This is a genomic window from Methylobacterium sp. B4, from assembly GCF_003201865.1.
GTDB lineage: Bacteria > Pseudomonadota > Alphaproteobacteria > Rhizobiales > Beijerinckiaceae > Methylobacterium.
Map to the genome: position 1 here is coordinate 1 of NZ_QJJJ01000054.1, position 1,406 is coordinate 1,406.

Annotated in this window: 1 protein-coding gene; it reads left to right on the forward strand. The window is 68.1% G+C overall.

What is annotated here, in order from left to right; all coding sequences use genetic code 11:
* Positions 1-2 precede the first annotated feature (2 nt).
* On the forward strand, positions 3-1,391 hold the full coding sequence (locus BY998_RS23815) for a carbohydrate porin (protein ID WP_245421732.1): 1,389 nt from the start codon (positions 3-5) through the stop codon (positions 1,389-1,391).
* Positions 1,392-1,406 lie beyond the last annotated feature (15 nt).

The window sequence follows — 1,406 nt, forward strand, 5'->3', positions numbered from 1 at the left end:
TGCTGGCGGCCAGCCTCACCGGGGCGACGGGCGCCCTGGCGCAGCAGCCCTCGCCGGTGGGCCAGTTCAACGATCAGACCCAGCCCCGCACCGATCCCAGGATCGCCGAGAAACCCGCCGACCCCGTCCGCGTCGGGCCGCTCGCCCCCTGGGCCACCGACATGGCCGAGCGCGGGCTCACCTTCGACATCAACATCTACGACTTCTACCAGGCCAACCCCTCCGCCGGCCTGCGCACCGGCGAGCAGTCCAACTCCGCCTACTTCGTCCTCTCCATGACCGCCGACATGCAGAGGATCGCCAACATCTCGGGCGGCACCATCAAGTTCACCCAGACCTTCTTCGGCCTCGTGCGAAACCTCAACATGGCCGCCGACATCGGCGACACCACGCTCGGCTACCAGCCGCCCTTCAACCCCAACAACAACCGCCTCTCCCTGCTCACCTACCAGCAGAAGCTCCTCGACGACCGCCTCGTCATCGAGTTCGGCCGCACCCATCCGGACCGCTACTACGGCCTGCCGCCCTGCAACTCGATCAACTCCTGCTTCCAGGACCTGTTCTACATCAACGCCGGCTTCACCTCGCCGCTCTACGCCGTCTGGGGGGCGAACGCCGCCTACCAGCTCTCGCCCACCACCTACATCCAGGCCGGCGCCTTCTCGGTGAACCCGGGCACCAACGCGCTCTCGGGCTACGATTTCGGCTACGAGCGGCTCTCGGGCGCGCTCGTCATGACCGAGATCGGCGTCAAGACCGACTACAGCATGACCGCCTATCCCGGCCGCGCCTCGCTGACCGGCTTCGTCAACACGGCCGACCACGACGACAACGCCAGGACGGTGCTGGGCACCGCGCGCGGCCTCAACCCCGGCACGCCGGCCCTGCAGAAGTCGGGCACCTCGGGCATCGTGCTCACCGGCACGCAGACGGTCTGGCGGGCCGATGGCGGGCAGGTGGCCAACCCGACCCCGACGGCGATCTCGCTCTACACCGGCACGGGCTACGCCTTCGACCCGACCATCCCGATCCGCTTCAACTCGTTCTTCGGGGTGCTGTTGCAGGCGCCCGACCAGAGCCGGCCCAACGACACCTACGGCCTGAAGGTGAACTGGCAGCGGCTGAACGAGAACTACACGCAGTTCCTCTCCGAGGCGAACTTCATCTCGGGCGGCACGGGCGCCCCGTATGCGCGCGACAAGTTCGTGTTCGAGGCCAACGCGCATCTGGATGTGGGCGCGGGCGTGATCCTGGAGCCGGTGGTGCAGTACGTGGTCAACCCGAACACGTTCTGGAACCCCTACACGGCGCGCCGCGCCAAGGACGGCTTCTACGGCGGCTTCACCCTCGTCGTGCCGCTCGGAACCCTCCTCGGCCTCGCCCCAGGCTGAGGCTGTCGGCCCCGC